The organism is Virgibacillus ndiopensis, assembly GCF_900187325.1.
Classification (GTDB): Bacteria; Bacillota; Bacilli; order Bacillales; family Amphibacillaceae; genus Virgibacillus_E; species Virgibacillus_E ndiopensis.
The window spans coordinates 410,813-427,218 of record NZ_FZMZ01000005.1 but is presented as its reverse complement, the minus strand read 5'-3'; the positions used below and the strand labels follow the sequence as shown (position 1 = coordinate 427,218).

Annotated in this window: 15 protein-coding genes; 4 read left to right on the top strand and 11 right to left on the bottom strand. The window is 35.6% G+C overall.

All coding sequences use genetic code 11. The features are described 5' to 3' along the window. Positions 1–12 precede the first annotated feature (12 nt). From CS937_RS09415 to CS937_RS09365, 11 genes are all read right to left on the bottom strand, one after another. A complete protein-coding gene (locus CS937_RS09415; RefSeq protein WP_099158213.1) occupies positions 13–795 on the bottom strand; it encodes an enoyl-CoA hydratase in 783 nt (260 codons plus the stop codon). A gap of 99 nt (positions 796–894) precedes the next feature. Beyond that, positions 895–1,107, bottom strand: a complete 213-nt coding sequence (locus CS937_RS09410) for an acetyl-CoA carboxylase biotin carboxyl carrier protein subunit (protein WP_099158212.1) — start codon at positions 1,105–1,107, stop codon at positions 895–897. A gap of 12 nt (positions 1,108–1,119) precedes the next feature. Beyond that, positions 1,120–2,475 (bottom strand): acetyl-CoA carboxylase biotin carboxylase subunit, encoded by a 1,356-nt coding sequence (locus CS937_RS09405; RefSeq protein WP_099158211.1) that lies wholly within the window; start codon positions 2,473–2,475, stop codon positions 1,120–1,122. Positions 2,476–2,485: 10 nt separating this feature from the next. After that, a complete protein-coding gene (locus CS937_RS09400; protein ID WP_099158210.1) occupies positions 2,486–4,120 on the bottom strand; it encodes an AMP-binding protein in 1,635 nt (544 codons plus the stop codon). A gap of 71 nt (positions 4,121–4,191) precedes the next feature. Further along, on the bottom strand, positions 4,192–5,334 hold the full coding sequence (locus tag CS937_RS09395) for an acyl-CoA dehydrogenase (RefSeq protein WP_099158209.1): 1,143 nt from the start codon (positions 5,332–5,334) through the stop codon (positions 4,192–4,194). 66 nt (positions 5,335–5,400) lie between these two features. Continuing rightward, on the bottom strand, positions 5,401–6,060 hold the full coding sequence (locus CS937_RS09390; RefSeq protein WP_245835727.1) for a TetR/AcrR family transcriptional regulator: 660 nt from the start codon (positions 6,058–6,060) through the stop codon (positions 5,401–5,403). Positions 6,061–6,208: 148 nt separating this feature from the next. Next, on the bottom strand, positions 6,209–8,656 hold the full coding sequence (parC, locus tag CS937_RS09385; protein ID WP_099158208.1) for a DNA topoisomerase IV subunit A: 2,448 nt from the start codon (positions 8,654–8,656) through the stop codon (positions 6,209–6,211). Between the two features lie 50 nt (positions 8,657–8,706). Next, positions 8,707–10,659, bottom strand: a complete 1,953-nt coding sequence (gene parE, locus CS937_RS09380; protein ID WP_099158850.1) for a DNA topoisomerase IV subunit B — start codon at positions 10,657–10,659, stop codon at positions 8,707–8,709. 222 nt (positions 10,660–10,881) lie between these two features. Then, positions 10,882–11,301: a CoA-binding protein gene (locus CS937_RS09375; RefSeq protein WP_176555801.1), complete on the bottom strand. Its 420-nt coding sequence runs from the start codon at positions 11,299–11,301 to the stop codon at positions 10,882–10,884. Positions 11,302–11,317: 16 nt separating this feature from the next. After that, complete coding sequence (locus tag CS937_RS09370) at positions 11,318–12,844, bottom strand: ABC transporter permease/substrate-binding protein (RefSeq protein ID WP_099158207.1); 1,527 nt, start codon at positions 12,842–12,844, stop codon at positions 11,318–11,320. Beyond that, on the bottom strand, positions 12,844–13,908 hold the full coding sequence (locus CS937_RS09365; RefSeq protein WP_099158206.1) for an ABC transporter ATP-binding protein: 1,065 nt from the start codon (positions 13,906–13,908) through the stop codon (positions 12,844–12,846). The genes CS937_RS09370 and CS937_RS09365 overlap by 1 nt, the downstream gene beginning before the upstream one ends. 220 nt (positions 13,909–14,128) lie before the next feature. Here CS937_RS09365 and plsY point away from each other — a divergent pair, with 220 nt between their 5' ends. The 4 genes from plsY to CS937_RS09345 all read left to right on the top strand — a co-directional run bounded on the left by plsY (position 14,129) and on the right by CS937_RS09345 (position 16,376). Further along, entirely contained in the window at positions 14,129–14,710 is a 582-nt protein-coding gene (plsY, locus tag CS937_RS09360) for a glycerol-3-phosphate 1-O-acyltransferase PlsY (RefSeq protein WP_099158205.1), read from the top strand. A 172-nt stretch (positions 14,711–14,882) separates the two neighbouring features. Beyond that, a complete protein-coding gene (gene folE2 / locus CS937_RS09355) occupies positions 14,883–15,818 on the top strand; it encodes a GTP cyclohydrolase FolE2 (protein ID WP_099158204.1) in 936 nt (311 codons plus the stop codon). A 15-nt stretch (positions 15,819–15,833) separates the two neighbouring features. After that, complete coding sequence (yidD, locus tag CS937_RS09350) at positions 15,834–16,067, top strand: membrane protein insertion efficiency factor YidD (protein WP_099158203.1); 234 nt, start codon at positions 15,834–15,836, stop codon at positions 16,065–16,067. Positions 16,068–16,088: 21 nt separating this feature from the next. Beyond that, a complete protein-coding gene (locus CS937_RS09345) occupies positions 16,089–16,376 on the top strand; it encodes a HesB/YadR/YfhF family protein (protein ID WP_099158202.1) in 288 nt (95 codons plus the stop codon). Positions 16,377–16,406 lie beyond the last annotated feature (30 nt).

The following is a 16,406-nucleotide window of genomic DNA, read 5'->3' as shown; positions in this document are numbered from 1 at the left end:
GACCTCCTGTAATTATATTCCTTCATATACTGGTTTTCTTTTCTCTTTAAATGCTACTAACCCTTCATTCCGATCTTGTGTCGGAATGGTTTCTTTATAGCACAAATGTTCAATGCTCAACCCTGTTGTTATATCAGTTTGAATACCTTGATTAATTGCAGTTTTTGCCAGGCGCAATGCAATTGGTCCATTTTTAATAATTTGTTCAGCCATCCTAATTGCACTATCTAGTAATGTAGTTGAATCGCTAATCTCTTCAACTAATCCAATGTCCAATGCTTCAGATGCAGTGACAGGATTTGCGGTAAAGATTAATCGCTTAGCTTGACCTAAACCTATTAATCTTGTCAATCTTTGTGTTCCTCCAGCACCTGGAATAATGGCCAATGATGTTTCCGTTAATCCCATTTTAGCATGTTCTGCTGCAATCCGAATATCGCAAGCTAATGCTAATTCTAAGCCCCCGCCAAATGCTACACCATTAATAGCAGCAATTACAGGCATTTTCATCTTTTCTATATTTCTTACTGTTTCACCGATATAGCTGACTGCATCAATTACTTGTTGATCGTTCATTCCTTTTCGCTCTTTTAAATCTGCACCAGCACAAAAAGCTTTTTCATTAGCTGCAGTTATTACTGTACAACGAATTGAATTATCCTGATTTATATTGTAAACGCATGCATTTAGCTCATCTAATAGGGCTTTGGACATCGCATTAGCTGCCTCAGGTCTATTTAACGTTATGACTGCAATATGCTCGTTAACTTTTTCAAATTTTATTAGCTCTGACATTATTAAATCTCCTCAAATCATTGTCTGTTAGAGTTATAGATTTTCAAATACCATATATGTATGCCCCAGATCCTTTTAGGACTAGGGCACAGAATATCCCTATTCAATAACTGCTATAACGTCACCTTCATTAACAAAATCGCCTTCTGTAACCTTTAATTCCTTTACAGTCCCTGCCTGCTCAGCTGCAATTGGAATTTCCATTTTCATAGATTCTAAAATAACAACATCTTGACCGTCCTGTACACTTTCACCTTCACTTACTGTTATTTTCCATACACTTCCTGCCATTGATGCCTTTACTTCTTGCATTATAATTCCTCCTTAGTTTGTTTGAACTTTTGTTAAATAATGATCTTGTACAAACGCTGTAGTTGTAATCCCTAATTTAAATTGTTCATCATCGACAATCGTTTTCAGCATTGAAATATTCGTTTTAATGCCTTCGATTTTGTATTTAGCTAAAGCTCCTTTTAAAGTTGCAATAGCCTCGTCTCTTGTTTTACCGATAACAATAAGTTTACCAATCATTGGATCATAAAACGGTGTAACATCATAGTTATCTGTTACAGCAAGCTCATTTCGTATCATATCACCTTCTGGAACGTGCATGTTTTGAATATGCCCAGGTGACGGAAAAAATGTCACTGGATCTTCTGCATAGATTCGCACTTCAATCGCATGCCCATTAATTTTTAAATCATCTTGGTTAATCTTAAGTAGTTCACCATTCGCAATGCGTATTTGCTCTTCTACAATATCGAGACCTGTAATTTCTTCTGTAATAGCATGTTCCACCTGAATTCTAGTATTCATTTCAAGAAAATAGAAGTTTTCACTATCATCAACCAAAAATTCAATAGTTCCAGCATTAGTGTATCCGATTGCCTGTGCGGCCTTTATTGCTGTTTCACCCATTTTCTTTCTCGTTCTTTCCGAAATAAATGGAGAAGGCGCTTCTTCTACAACCTTTTGGTTTCTTCGTTGTATAGAACACTCTCGCTCAAATAAATGTACCACATTGCCATGGTGATCTGCTAAAAGTTGTATTTCAATATGATGGGCATTCTCTAGTTTTTTTTCCATAAACATCGCACCATTACCAAAAAAGGTTTCTGCCCGTTTGGAGTTGCTTGCAAATGCTTTCGTTAATTCATCATCGGATTGAACAACCTGCATACCTATTCCACCACCGCCAGCAGATGCCTTTAGCATAATTGGGTATCCTATCTTCTTGGCAATTTCTATTGCATCTTCAACGTTTGCAACAGCACCAGCAGTACCAGGAACCACTGGAACACCAGCCTGCTGCATCGTATCTCTAGCTTCTATTTTACTTCCCATTTTCTCCATAATATCACCAGCAGGTCCAATAAAGGCTAACCCTGCTTCCTGACATCTTTTTGCAAATGATGCATTTTCACTTAAAAATCCGTAACCTGGATGAATGGCATCTGCATTTGCTTCTTGTGCAATCTGAAGTATTTTATCAACGTTTAAATAACTTTCATTGACCCGGGCGGGACCAAGTAAATAGCTTTCATCTGCAAGTGAAACAAATGGTGCTTTTTGATCATCTTCAGAGTAGACCGAAATAGTTTGAATATTTAATCGTTTGCATGTTCGAATAATTCGTGCAGCGATTTCACCACGATTTGCGATAAGTATCTTATTAATCATAGACTCTCTCCTATTGTTCAAATTGTTGAACTGCGATTTCCTTCAATTTATATTTCTGAATTTTCCCGCTTGCAGTCATTGGATATTCATCAACGAATTGAATATATTTAGGAATTTTATGTCGCGAAATATCTCCTTCACAAAATGACCGTACATCATGTTCTGTCAATGACACACCTTCTTTTAAGATAATCCATGCCATTACTTCCTCACCATATTTCTGGTCAGGGATGCCAATCACTTGCACATCTAGTATCCCTGGATGCTGATAAAGAAATTCTTCAATCTCTCGTGGATAGATATTCTCACCACCACGAATAATCATATCTTTAATACGACCTGTAATTTCTAAATAACCATTTTCATCCATTACAGCAAGGTCGCCAGTGTGTAACCAGCCTTCACTATCAATGGCTGCATTTGTCGCCTCATCATTATTGTAATACCCTTTCATGACATGATAACCTCTCGTACACAATTCTCCAGGAATTCCTTGAACTTGCTCATCATTTGTTCCAGGTACGATTATTTTTATTTCGACATTTGGATGAACTTGACCAACAGTACTTGCCTTTAATTCTGCGGGATCATCTGTTTTTGTTTGTGTTATAACTGGAGATGACTCTGTTTGACCATACGCAATGGTGATTTCATTTGCTCCCATTTTATTCATAACATCGTTCATCACTTCAATCGGACACGTAGATCCAGCCATGATGCCTGTGCGTAGATGTGAAAAATCATACGTTGAAAAGTTTGGATGATTTAGTTCCGCGATAAACATTGTGGGTACACCGTGTAATCCAGTGCATTTTTCGTCAGAGACTGCTTTCATGACTTTCTCTGCTTCAAATTGTTCAAGTATAACCATTGTCGTTCCCTTAGATACTGCAGCAAGTACCCCCAATACACAACCAAAGCAATGGAAAAAAGGCACTGGGATACAAAGTCGATCCTCATACGTCAACTTCATACAATCCGCAATTTGATTCCCGTTATTGACAATATTGTAATGTGATAGCATGACTCCTTTTGGGAATCCGGTTGTACCAGAAGTATATTGCATATTGATAACGTCATCGTGATGTAATGATTTCTTACGTTCCTCTAATGTTTCATCCGTTATAGAAGTACCGCTTTTAATCATTTCGTTCCACGTATATGCGTTAGGATAATTTTTATCACTAAGTATAATGACGTTTCTCAAAAATGGAACATTATCAGACATTAATTTACCTTTATCAGCCTGATCAAATTCAGGACAAACCTGTCTTAAAATGTCAACATAAGAAGTGCCTTTATATGATTCTCCTAAAATTAAAGTAGATGCTTCAGACTGTTTTAATAGATACTCTAGTTCTTTTGCTTGATAATTTGTATTTACTGTGACGAGAACTGCCCCCATTTTCCCAGTTGCAAATTGTGATGTGAGCCATTCCGGTTTGTTATCAGCCCATATTGCTACATGTTCTCCCTTTTCAATACCTAATGACATTAAACCTTTAGCAGCCATATTTGCCATCTCATCAAATTCTTTGTATGTTTTTCTTAAGTTCAATTCTGGATAGACTACTGCTTCATGATCTGGATGTAAATTCACTTGCTTTTCCAATAACTCGCCAACGGTCAAATTTATTAAAGACATGAATTTTCTCCCCCATTCATTACTTAAGAAATAGTTAATTCAATAATAGTTAATAGTCTACCTCTCTTAAATTAGCACCCTAATTGTCTAGCAATAACAAGTCGTTGTACTTCAGAAGTTCCTTCACCAATTTCTAATAATTTTGCGTCTCGCAAATAACGTTCTACCTCATACTCACGCATGTATCCATACCCACCATGGATTTGAATTGCCTGATTCGCTGAACGGAATGCAGTTTCAGTTGCAAATAATTTTGCATAAGCTGCTTCTTTAGTAAACGGCTTTCCCTGATCTTTTAACCATGCAGCTTTATGAACAATATTTCTTGCTAATTCTACCTCCATAGCCATATCAGCTAATTTAAATTGAATTGCTTGGAATTTAGAAATAGCCGTTCCGAATTGTGTTCTTTCTTTTGCATAGTTTAAAGCTTTATCCAAAGATGCTTGTGCTATTCCTAAACCAAGTGCAGCTATCGAAATACGGCCCCCGTCAAGGGTATGTAGAAATTGCTTGAATCCTTTTTCCGGATCTCCCAACAAATTTTCCTTTGGTACGCGAACATTATCTAAAACAATTTCACATGTATCTGATCCGCGGACCCCCATTTTATCGTAGTTACTATTGATTGTTACCCCATCAGTATCAGTTGGAACAATAATTGCGCTTATTTTGTTTTTACCACGATTATCCTTACCAGTAACAGCTGTAACTGTAATCGTGTTTGAATAATTGGCATTTGTAATAAAGCATTTCTCTCCATTGATTATGTAATCATCACCATCTTCAACTGCAGTTGTTCTGGTACCACCTGCATCAGATCCAGCATTAGGTTCCGTTAACCCAAAGGAACCGAGTGTCTTACCTTGTGCAATTGGTTTTAAAAATTTTTCCTTTTGTTCTTCATTTCCAAAATAATAGATGGGACTAGCACCTAGTGATACTGTAGCTGCATAGCTTAGCCCTGTACTTCCACATACTTTACCAATCTCTTCAACCGCCAATGCATATGAAAGTGTATCCCCATCAGATCCACCATATTGCTCTGGAAAAGGAATACCCATTAATCCAAGCTCACCCATTTGTTTAAAAATATCTTCAGGGAATTTTGCTTCTGTATCAATTTCAATCGCTCTTGGTTTAATAATATTTTCTGCAAAATCCTGAACCATTTTTTTAATCATTACCTGTTCTTTAGATAATTCAAAGTTCATGTTATACCCTCCTGTAAGGTTACGATAAGACCGACTGGTTGGTCTGTAGAATTTATATAAATATATTTAATTACCCTTTTGCGTAAAGAATGCATCCTTATTGACCAAATCATGACAATTGTTATCTCTAGAAAGCATTTCTTCACTTAAAACAGACCGTAAAATCAAGTCTACAAAGATGTCTCCAATTTCATCAATTGATTTTTTCCCATCCTGTTTATACCACTTGTATGTCCAGTTTACCATACCTAAAATAGCCATACCTGTAATTTCAACTGACATATCTTGACGAAACTCACCACTTGCTTTTCCTTCTTTAATTGCTTCTATGATAAGTTGTTTAAACTGATCACGCTTCCTTTTAACTAACTGTTCATATTGTGGTTTTAAATAAATTGATTCTTGATAAAATACGGATATATGTGGTTTGTACAAATCAAAAACTTTAACAAAGTCCTTTACAATTGCCTCTAATTTCTTTGTAGGAGAATCATAGGTTTCATTTGCTATTATCGCCTTTTCTAGTACATACGAAATAAACGTATCATGAATTACAAATAGGAGTTCATCTTTTGAAATAAAGTGATGATAAAATCCACCTTTTGAAGTCCCGACCTTCTCTACAATTTGATTTACCGTTACACCATGAAATCCATCTTTTTCAAATAATAATAACGATGTCTGAATAATTTTTTGTCGTAACTCCGTTATAAACCCTCCTTCCAAAAATTTAATTTAACCTTATCATATTTTTCAGAATATATGAAGGGATTTTAACAAATTTTTGAAAGGGTTTTCATAGGGGCGAGATGGAAATAGAAATAAGCTAGCCACTGTCAGGAGGTCACTCTAACAGTGTGCTAGCTTAGCTGATTTACTCTGATTCATTAAATGGCTTTTTATAATTTGCATCTTTCCAAACCTCTACAACCTCGCCTTGATTATCAGAATCAATTACGAATGATCCATTACTATAACGATCACTTGTTGATAGTTCTAATGGGAAAATACTATGCCATTCACCTTTTCCAGTTTTAAAACAAATCGTATCATTTTCATTAACGACGAAAAATCCTATAATACGATGTGGTTTATTTTTTAATTCTCGAAGCATTAACAAACCGCGCTTAGCACGTGTTGTTTTCTCAAATTCACTTAATTTCATTCGCTTACAAGCACCGCGCTGGGTTACTAAAACAAGCGATGGTTGTGACAAATCATCAAAGACTTGGCCATTAACAATATACTCATTTTCTTTTAATTGCATTGCCTTAACACCTGCAGCTCGTTGTCCAACAGGAGATACTTCCGATTCGTGATACCATAACCCGTAACCTTTGTTAGATGCAATGAAGATGTCTGAATGTCCATTTGTTTGATAAACATTTACTAATTCATCATCGCCTTTTAAGTTTAATGCTACAAGGGCTTTTGAATATCGTTGTGCCTCATATAACTGTAATTCACTTCGCTTCACCATACCGTTTTTGGTGAAAAATACAAGATAATTATTCTCAGTAAATTCACGGACAGGTATGCATTGAATTATACGTTCGTCTTTATCTATAGAGACAATATTGGATATATGCTGTCCGATATCTTTCCACCGAATATCAGGGATCTCATGAATTGGAAGATATATATATTTTCCTTTATTTGTGAAAAGTAGAATTTTATCGGTTGTATTTAATTCTACTTGGCCAACGAGATGATCTTCTTCTTTGATAGCAAAATCTTCTCCATTTGAAGCGGCATACGAACGTAGGCTGGTACGTTTAAGATAACCGTCTCTTGTTACTGTAACTAGTACATCTTCACTAGCAACCATAACTTCGATATTAATTTTCAATTCTTCAATTTTATCTTCAATTATCGTTCTTCGTTTATCAGAATATGTTTTTTTCAATTGTTTCAGATCACTTTTAATTGTTTGGAGCAATTTCTTTTCACTTGCTAAAATTGCTTCAAATTCGCTTATTTTCTTACGTAATTCATCAGCTTCTTTTTCTAATGATGTAATATCGGTATTTGTTAAGCGATATAATTGAAGCGTTACAATTGCCTCCGCTTGAGCCTCTGAAAAACCATATGCTGCAATGATACGTTTTTTTGCATCTTGCTTATCTTTAGAAGCGCGAATTGTTGCAATCAGTTCATCTAAAATTGAAATAGCTTTGATTAGCCCTTCAACGATATGTGCTCGTTCATTAGCTTTTTTCAATTCAAAGGTAGTTTGTCTCGTTACAACATCCTTTTGATGAGAGATATAAGCATCAAGCATTTGAGGTAATGACAACAGTTTTGGTGTTTTATCTTGAATAGCAACCATATTAAAGTGATAGGTTACCTGTAAGTCCGTATTTTTGTACAAATAATTTAAAACACCATCACTATTAGCATCCTTTTTTAATTCTATAACAATTCTTAATCCTGTTCGATCCGTTTCATCCCTGACTTCTGCAATTCCTTCAACTTTTCTGTCGAGCCTGAGTTCATCAATTTTTTTAACCATATTTGCTTTATTGACTTCGTATGGTATTTCATCGATAATAATTTGCTTACGATTTCCACGAACGGACTCAACAATTGCTTTACCACGAACAATAATTTTCCCTTTACCCGTCTCATACGCCTTTTTAATGCCATCGACACCTTGAATGATTCCACCAGTTGGAAAATCTGGACCCTTGATATGTTCCATTAATTCTTCAACCGAGACAGAAGGCTTTTCTATTTTCTTAATTACTGCTTCAATAACCTCTGCTAAGTTATGTGGAGGAATGTCTGTAGCGTATCCAGACGAAATTCCAGTAGATCCATTAACCAGTAAATTTGGGAATTTCGCGGGTAAAACTACAGGCTCGTCAATTGTATCATCAAAGTTAGGAATAAAATCGACTGTTTGTTTATCGATATCACGCAGTAATTCCGATGCAATACTTGACAATCTCGCTTCAGTATATCGCATAGCAGCAGGTGGATCCCCATCAATACTACCGTTATTTCCGTGCATTTCCACCAATACGTTACGTACTTTCCAATCCTGACTTAATCGTACCATTGCTTCATATACAGACGAGTCACCATGTGGATGGTAGTTCCCAATAACAGTACCTACAGTTTTTGCTGATTTACGAAAATTCCTGTCATGTGTGTTTTTTTCTTCGTGCATTGCAAATAAAATTCTTCGTTGTACTGGTTTTAAGCCATCTCTTGCGTCTGGTAATGCACGGTCTTGAATTATATATTTACTATACCTTCCAAATCTGTCACCAATAACTTCTTCTAATGGAAGGTCCAAATATTTCTCCGGTTGTGACAAACCAACCCCCCCTTAATTTCTAAAAATTACTTTATTTTCATTACGTTAAATTAAGTATGAATATTATCGTTTTCTAATATACTTGCATCATCATCCATACTGAACTGAACATGACCCTCAATCCATTTTCTTCTTGGTTCGACCTTATCACCCATTAATGTTGTAACGCGCCGCTCCGCACGTGCAAGGTCCTCTAAAGTTACTCGAATCAATGTTCTAGTATCGGGGTTCATCGTTGTTTCCCAAAGCTGATCCGCGTTCATTTCACCAAGACCTTTATACCGCTGGATTGTATAGCCGTTTTTAAATTGTTTTAATGCTTCTTTCATTTCACTATCTTCCCACGCATATACTATCTTTTCGTTTTTTCCTTTACCTTTAGAAATTTTATATAAAGGCGGTAACGCAATATATATTTTGCCTGTTTCAACTAATGATCGCATATAACGATAGAAAAACGTCAGTAATAACACTTGAATGTGGGCACCATCCGTATCAGCATCCGTCATTATGATAATTTTATCATATTGAACATCATCTAAATCAAAATCACCACCAACTCCAGCACCAATTGTATGGATAATTGTTGAGATTTCCTCATTTTTGAATACATCCTGTAATTTCGCTTTTTCGGTATTAATCACTTTTCCTCGTAATGGAAGAACAGCCTGGAACTTACGATCACGACCTTGTTTAGCGGAACCACCTGCTGAATCACCCTCAACTAAATATAATTCGTTCTTTTGCGGGTTTTTGGACTGTGCAGGAGTAAGTTTGCCACTTAGTAACGTATCTTTTCGGCGTTTTTTCTTACCGGACCTGGCATCTTCTCGTGCTTTTCTAGCTGCTTCTCTAGCTTCTTTCGCTTTAATTGCCTTACGAATTAACAAACCAGAAATATCAGGGTTTTCCTCTAAAAAATAGGAGAGCTTTTCTGAAACCACTGAATCAACTGCAGATCTTGCTTCAGAAGTTCCTAACTTTCCTTTCGTTTGCCCTTCAAACTGTAATATTTCTTCAGGAATCCGAACTGATACGATTGCTGTAAAGCCTTCTCTAATATCGGTTCCCTCTAAATTCTTATCTTTTTCTTTTAATAGTGCAGCTTTACGCGCATATTCATTAAAAATTCGGGTTATCGCGGTTCTCGCCCCTGATTCATGGGTTCCACCGTCACGAGTCCTAACGTGATTAACAAACGAGAGCATACTCTCTGCAAAACCATCATTAAATTGAAAAGCAAAATCAACCTCAATTTCTTGTTGTTCCCCTTCAAAAGAAACAACAGGATGCAGTGTATCTTTTTCTTCGTTCAAATAAGTCACAAATGATTCAAGGCCATCTGGAAATTGATAAACTTCTTTTAAATCTTCCCGTGCATCTACAAGTTCAATTTTCAACCCTTTTAGTAGAAAAGCTGCCTCACGTAAGCGCTCTGATAGCGTTTCAAAATTAAACACAGTTGCTGTAAAAATTGATTCGTCTGGTTTGAAATGGATTACTGACCCACTTTTTCTTGTGGCTCCTTTTTTCACCAGTGTTCCAACGGGTTTTCCGCCATTTTCAAAACGTTGATAATATGTATGACCATCTCGAAAAGTCGTTACTTCTAACCATTCAGATAATGCATTAACAACAGAAGCACCTACCCCATGTAATCCACCACTAGTTTTATAGCCGCCCTGTCCGAATTTCCCCCCAGCGTGTAAGATCGTAAAAATAACTTCAATTGTCGGTTTTCCTGTGCTATGCATTCCTGCTGGAAATCCACGACCACTATCTTCAACAGAAATACTATTATCTTTATGGATTGTTACCTTGATAAAATCGCCATAACCTGCTAAAGCTTCATCGACAGCATTATCGACAATCTCAAAAACTAAATGGTGTAACCCCCTTAAGTCTGTACTTCCGATATACATACCAGGTCTTTTTCTAACCGCGTCAAGACCTTCTAATACTTGAATCGAATCATCGGTATATTGTAATGGTTGTTTAGTCAATCCACCATCTACTCCTTCCACACTAAACTTTTCTCTTTTTTATAATAGAACAGATGTTTGTGATTGTAAAATAATACTCAAATGTGTAACCAATTAACCTCTCTATCATTTAACATGATTATTAGTATACTACAAGTAATTTCTGATTGTATAGCGAACATACAATTTTACCATATCCATTAAACTAAAAAGGATGACCAAATTTAGCCATCCTTTACCATTTTATCTCCCTATTAACACTGAATGAGCTACTTTAATACACATATCCATAATTACTGTGAATTCACGTTCTTTAAGGTATTCAAATGCTTCCTGATTTGCTATACCTTGTTGTGCCCAAAAGACAAACGCGTTAGTTTCTGCAGCTTCTCGTGCAATCTTTGGTAAGAATTCAGAGCGTCTAAAAATATTGATAATATCAATATCCTCTTTTACATCTGCGAGTGAAAAATATGCTTTTTCTCCTAAAACTTCCTTGACCTTTGGATTTACAGGAATAATCTTATATCCAGCTTCCTGCATCACCCTCGATACCTGATAAGATGTTCGCTCGGGATTATCAGATAAACCAACGACTGCGATCGTTTTTGCGTTTTGTAATACGTTTTTTATTGTTTCCTTTGCTGGGTTTTCTATAGCCATTGTAAACACTCCTTCTCTATTTATCGAGTAAACCTTGTTTAACTAGGTAGTTTCTTGCTACCTCTTCCGGTGATATATCTTCGTAATCAACTTGATAATTCATTTGTCTCATTTGTTCGTCAGTTATTTTACCACCAAGTTGATTTAAAATTTCCTTCAGCTCAGGGTATTTTACTAACGTTTCCTCTCTCATAAGAGGCGCGCCTTGATAAGGTGGAAATAAATTTTCAGGATCGTCCAATGTAACTAAATCTAATTCAATCATATAACTATCAGTCGCATAAGCATCAATGATATCAACATCACCGTTCGCTAAAGCTTCCTGGCGAATCCCGGGTTCCATTGTTTTAACGCTTTCTATATCTAAATTATATACTTCCTGCATCCCTACATAACCATCATAACGATCTTTAAATTCAAGTGTAAAACCAGCAGTTATCTCATCTTCTATTTTATTTAAATCTCTGATAGATTCTAAATTATATTTATTCGCTAAGGCTTTTGTTGTAGCTACTGCGTACGTATTATTAAATTTCATTGGTGCTAGAAATGCCATATTATATTTTTCTTGCATTCCTTGTTTTGCCTGCTCATAAACTTTGTTAGGATCATTACTCTTTGCCTTTTGTTCCAAGTGTGTGACAATTGCGGTTCCAGTAAATTCTGGGTAAATATCAATACTGTCATTTTGTAATGCAGAAAAAACAAATGCAGTTTTACCTAAACCCGGTTTTAACTTTACTTCTAAATCCGTTTCTTCTTCAATCAATAACTTATACATATTAATTAATATGGCTGGCTCAGACCCAAGTTTTGCTCCAATAACTAAGTCAGCTTTTTTGTCGGAGGTAAACAATAATGGAGAAGCAACAATAATGACAGCAATAATCAACATGGTAATAAATGATTTAAATCCTGCTCGCTTAGAAATTTTTTCTAACCCTCGTAAAATCATATCTAAAATAATCGCCAACATTGCTGCAGGTATGGCACCTAGAAGAATCAGATTTAAATCGGCACCTCGATCAAGACCTAATAATATCAGTTCCCCTAAACCACCAGCACCTATAAGAGCGGCAATTGTTGTAGTACCTACAATTAAAACCATTGATGTTCGTATTCCGGCCATAATTACCGGCATAGCGATTGGTAATTCGACCTTGGTTAATCGCTTAAAAGAATTCATTCCCATTCCCGTAGCAGCCTCTTTCAAAGCTGGATCCACTTCTTTAATACTAGTATAGGTATTTCTCAAGATAGGTAGCAACCCATAAGCAGTTAATGCAATAATTGCAGGAGTTGTACCAATTCCAAAAAACGGAATGAGAAATGCTAAAACCGCCAGGCTCGGAATGGTCTGCATAATGGCTGTAATGCCTATTATCGGCTCAGCAACACGTTGATATCGAGTTAAAATTAGCCCTAAAGGAACTGCAATAATGATTGCAATTATTAATGAAAGTAATGATATTTGTAAATGTTCCCAAATCGATTCCAATAATACATCCTGACGCTTTTGCAAAATTGAGATAAATTCATTCATTATTGAATCACCCCATTTTCCACTTTCGTTCTACTTTTTAGAAACGCTACAATATCTTTAAATGTAAGTACCCCAACTAATTTGTCCTCCTTTAGAACAGGAAAAATTTGTTGGTCACTTGCTTGAATTATTTCTGTTGCTTTAAATAATGGTATATCATTTTGGAGCGTTTTAACATTGTATAACTTTCCGTTTTGTACTACTCCTCCAAAACAGTCATTCTCGTCTTTTATTACGTATATCTCGGTATCAAGACATTCCTTATTTTCAAATTTATCTTTATTAATTATATTTTCATATGATTGATTTGCAATTACATCCACTGCAGTTTGCCATGGGGACTTTCTTTCGCCAATAAAATCCTTCACAAACTGATTCGTTGGGTGCAAAATTAATTGTTGTGGCGAATCAACTTGAACAATCTCTCCAACTTTCATAAGACAAACTCTGTCACCAATTGCCATCGCTTCATCCATATCGTGTGTGACAAAAACGATTGTTTTTTTTATTTCCTTTTGTAATGATCGGATGTCATTTTGCAGCTGCTCCCTACTTATAGGATCAAGTGCACTAAATGGCTCATCCATTAATATAATGTCTGGATCAGCTGCGAGTGCACGTATTACACCTATTCGTTGTTGTTGACCTCCTGACAATTCACTTGGCATACGTTTTTGATATGTAGAAGGATCAAGTCCAACCATGTCCATCAATTCATTGCTTCGTTCTCTTATTCTTTTCCGCTTCCATTTTTTCATTTCCGGTACTATCGCTATATTTTCTTCTATAGTCATATGTGGAAATAATGCTATTTCTTGTAAAACGTAACCAATATTCCAGCGTAATTCATGAATATTAAAATCATTAATGTCTTTGTTATTTATAGATATTGACCCTGATGTAGGTTCGATCAAACGATTGACCATTTTCATAGTGGTAGTTTTTCCGCAACCACTTGGTCCTATTAAAGTTACCAGCTCCCCCTTGTCTATTTTCAGAGAAAAATTCTTTAACGCTTTGGTTCCATCTTGATAAACCTTTTGTACGTTCTTAAACTCAATCATATACATCTTCCTTCGATAATAAATTCCCATTAATTGGGTAAACTTTCTTAGCAAAAATAGAATTACCCTTATTAAGTGATTCAAAAACATTGCTATTTAGGTTCTTTCTACTAGAACTTCATGATAAAATAAAGTGTAAGGTGATTTTCTAGTTCAACAAAAATACTGTTGGTTATAGATATATCAAAGTTTAACACCCAATTAGAAAGAAGGAAAATAAATGGATTATATTTTATTTGCTATCATTGCGTATGTACTAGGTTCTATACCATCAGCGCTAATTGTTGGAAAAGTTGGTTTTAAAATTGACATTCGTGAGCATGGAAGTGGAAATTTAGGTGCCACAAATACATTTCGTGTATTAGGCATTAAAGCTGGTATTATTGTTACATTAGCAGATATATTAAAAGGAACTGTAGCAACACTTATACCTTTATTATTTGATGCTGATGTATATCGACTCGTCATTGGGCTATTTGCTGTTTTAGGACATACATATCCACTCTTTGCAAAATTTAAAGGCGGAAAAGCTGTGGCAACTTCTGGAGGAATTATATTTGGAGTTAATCCATTACTTTTTCTCGTTATGATCGTCACCTTTGTCCTAACGTTATACGTATCAAAATACGTATCCCTTTCATCAATGATAACAGGTGTCGTATCCGCAATTGTAGCGATGCTCTTTAAAGATGTTGGTCTAATTATTGTCATATCCGCATTAACCATTTTTGTTTTCTATCGGCACAAGGAAAATATTAAACGTATTAAAAATGGAACAGAACCAAAAATAAAATGGATGTAAAACAAAATCTAGTTGGATCCTGCACCCCAAAAGTTAGAATGAAAAATCTAACTTTTGGGGTGTTTAGTGTATGGCTCTTTACCTTTTGTTTTGACCTTAGAACCAATCAATTGAATATTAGAACCGATTTCAGTATACTTTGAAGTAGTATGAGCAGAGAGGGGACACCGTTATGGATAAGGTAAGAACATTCCCAAAAAAACAATTACCAAACAAAGCACAACGACATAAATTATTTGGTTCAGTAGACCCCGGACCAAAAACAAAACCTAGTGAAAAAAGTGAAATGGCCGATCTACAAAATACAAAAAAAGACTTTTTATTTGATCTTGATGCTGTTGGAATCGCAAATGTAAAGCACCCTATTATTGTTAAAAGTAACTTAATTCCAACTACACAAACAAGTATTGGTACATTTCAATTTTCTTCAAGTGTAGAGAAAACAAGTAAAGGTACAAATATGAGTCGTTTTACAGAACAATTGGCTTTATATCACAAGGCTGGATTTACCGCAGATATTGCAACACTTAAACAATTCACAAAAGAATTAGCTGAACGCTTAAAACAAAATGATGCTGAGCTTACTGTTTCATTCCCTTGGTTCTATGAACAACGTGGCCCACAATCTGGACTTGCTGGAATGAATCATGCAGACGTCACTATTACTGTTTCATATGATCAAATAGAAGGTTTTAACGTAACTACATCATTATCTGCATTAATTACAACTTTGTGTCCTTGTTCAAAAGAAATCAGTGAATATAGTGCACACAATCAGCGTGGTCGTGTTTCAATGGAAATTAAACTTAGAGATGATTTTGATGAAAACAAAATTGATTGGATGAAATTTTTATTAGAAGCTGCTGAAAGTAATGCAAGTGCCAGAATTCACCCTGTACTAAAACGACCTGATGAAAAAATGGTAACCGAACAAGCTTATGAAAATCCTCGTTTTGTTGAGGATATGGTTCGTTTAGTTGCAGCAGATTTGTATGAGATGTCATTCGTTGAAAAATTCAAAGTGACATGTCGGAATGAGGAATCGATTCATATGCATGATGCAATTGCATCTGTCACGTACGATAAATCTAATGATAATACACTTTAAAAAAGGAAAATACGAATGAAATATCTGTTCATAGCAGTTATTAAATTTTATCGAAAAGTAATAAGTCCATTCAAACCGCCAACATGTCGGTTTCATCCAACATGTTCGGAATATGGCTTAGAGGCGTTTAGACGTTTTGGAGCCATTAAAGGTGCTTATTTGACCATTAAACGTATTGGAAAGTGTCACCCGTTTCATCCCGGCGGAATCGACCTAGTCCCAGAAAAGAAAGAGAAAAAACATAGGTAGAATTAAAAGGAGTTGACACGTTTGAACATACATGTAACAGATGAAGCTGCTAGATGGTATAAAGATGAATTAGATATTCAACAAAACGCTTACGTACAATTTTATGTAAGATACGGTGGTTTTAGAGGTTTAATACCAGGGTTCTCGTTAGGTGTATCACTTGAAACACCAAATGAAATTCATTCCTCATACGAAGTCGAAAATATAACATTTTACGTGGAAGCCAAAGATGCTTGGTATTTTGAAGAGAAAGACTTAAACGTAGAAATCGATAAAAACCTTAATGAACCTACATTTAAGTTTAGTTAACTATTATAAAAAGGCGTTGATCAAACGCCT

Coding starts and splice junctions, on each gene's coding strand:
- CS937_RS09415 (WP_099158213.1), bottom strand. CDS start 795: ATGTCAGAGCTAATAAAATTTGAAAAAGTTAACGAGCATATTGCAGTC.
- CS937_RS09410 (WP_099158212.1), bottom strand. CDS start 1,107: ATGCAAGAAGTAAAGGCATCAATGGCAGGAAGTGTATGGAAAATAACA.
- CS937_RS09405 (WP_099158211.1), bottom strand. CDS start 2,475: ATGATTAATAAGATACTTATCGCAAATCGTGGTGAAATCGCTGCACGA.
- CS937_RS09400 (WP_099158210.1), bottom strand. CDS start 4,120: ATGTCTTTAATAAATTTGACCGTTGGCGAGTTATTGGAAAAGCAAGTG.
- CS937_RS09395 (WP_099158209.1), bottom strand. CDS start 5,334: ATGAACTTTGAATTATCTAAAGAACAGGTAATGATTAAAAAAATGGTT.
- CS937_RS09375 (WP_176555801.1), bottom strand. CDS start 11,301: ATGGCTATAGAAAACCCAGCAAAGGAAACAATAAAAAACGTATTACAA.
- CS937_RS09370 (WP_099158207.1), bottom strand. CDS start 12,844: ATGAATGAATTTATCTCAATTTTGCAAAAGCGTCAGGATGTATTATTG.
- CS937_RS09365 (WP_099158206.1), bottom strand. CDS start 13,908: ATGATTGAGTTTAAGAACGTACAAAAGGTTTATCAAGATGGAACCAAA.
- plsY (WP_099158205.1), top strand. CDS start 14,129: ATGGATTATATTTTATTTGCTATCATTGCGTATGTACTAGGTTCTATA.
- folE2 (WP_099158204.1), top strand. CDS start 14,883: ATGGATAAGGTAAGAACATTCCCAAAAAAACAATTACCAAACAAAGCA.
- yidD (WP_099158203.1), top strand. CDS start 15,834: ATGAAATATCTGTTCATAGCAGTTATTAAATTTTATCGAAAAGTAATA.